We start from the raw sequence: 1,002 nt of genomic DNA on the forward strand, positions 1-1,002 counted from the left end.
GCCCCACACCCCGATGGCGACCCCCCGCTTCTCGGCCGGGAACGCCTCACTGATCAGGGTCAGGGTGAGCGGAAGCAGGACGGCCGCCCCGGCGCCCTGCACGATCCGGGCACCGATGAGCTGTTCCGGCCCGTTCGACAGGGCGGCGGTGGCGGAGGCGAGGGTGAAGACGGCGAGCCCGACGACGTACATCCGCCGGCGCCCGAAGCGGTCGCCGAGTGCGGCGCCGGTCAGGGTGAGGCAGGCGAAGACCAGGTTGTAGGCGTTGATCGTCCACTCCAGGTCCGACAGGCTCGCCCCGAAATCGGCCCGCAGCGCGGGCAGCGCGGTCGCGACGACCACGACGTCCAGGGAGCACAGCAGCGCGCCGAGTCCGGCCAGCAGGACGGTCCAGCCGCGGCGGGACGGGCCGGTCGCCACGGGTGGTTCGTGCACGGAGACACTCAGTGTGTCGGTCATGACGGGGGTTCCTTCCATGAGCTCATGAGGTCGCTCACGGAAGGCAGACCACCCTCACCCCGCAAAGGAATCGCGCCGCCCCAGGAAGGCCAGCAACCGCCCGTCGGGTCCCGCGCCCAGCGGCACGGCGACCGGCGCGCCGAACCGCACGCCCCGGTCCTCCGCCGCGACCACGCACCGCGCGACGGGCAGCAGTTCGGCGGCGAGCGCGGCCGGGATGGGCCGCCGCCGCCCGCAGGCCTGCGCCACGTCCCATCCGTGCACGGCGATCTCCACGGCACCCACGGCCGCCATCACCCGCAGGTCCAGCGGCAGTTCGCCCACCAGCACCCACTGCCCGGGCCCGGCGGCCCAGGCGCCGAGCACGGCACACGCGCGCGTGCGGAACGCGCAGGCCGGGTCGGCGGTCCCCGGCGTCAGCCCGATCCGCCCGCCAGTCAGCCCCTCGTGCAGGGCGTCGAGCGAGTCGTCGAGATGCCCGAGCAGCTCCCCCAGGTCCCACTCCGCGCACGGCGTCCCCCGCTCCAGCCGCCCGGCCCCCAC

General features: G+C 75.0%; 2 protein-coding genes. Both read right to left on the reverse strand.

Annotation, left to right across the window (positions count from 1 at the left end; translation table 11 throughout):
• Nucleotides 1-459: MFS transporter (locus GRC12_RS44635; RefSeq protein WP_208786121.1), on the reverse strand; the 459-nt coding region annotated here is incomplete at its 3' end.
• A gap of 54 nt (nucleotides 460-513) precedes the next feature.
• Nucleotides 514-1,002: a TIGR03086 family metal-binding protein gene (locus GRC12_RS44640; protein WP_308286775.1), complete on the reverse strand. Its 489-nt coding sequence runs from the start codon at nucleotides 1,000-1,002 to the stop codon at nucleotides 514-516.

Origin of the sequence: Streptomyces griseorubiginosus (assembly GCF_017614965.1) — a bacterium.
Taxonomy (GTDB): Bacteria; Actinomycetota; Actinomycetes; order Streptomycetales; family Streptomycetaceae; genus Streptomyces; species Streptomyces griseorubiginosus_B.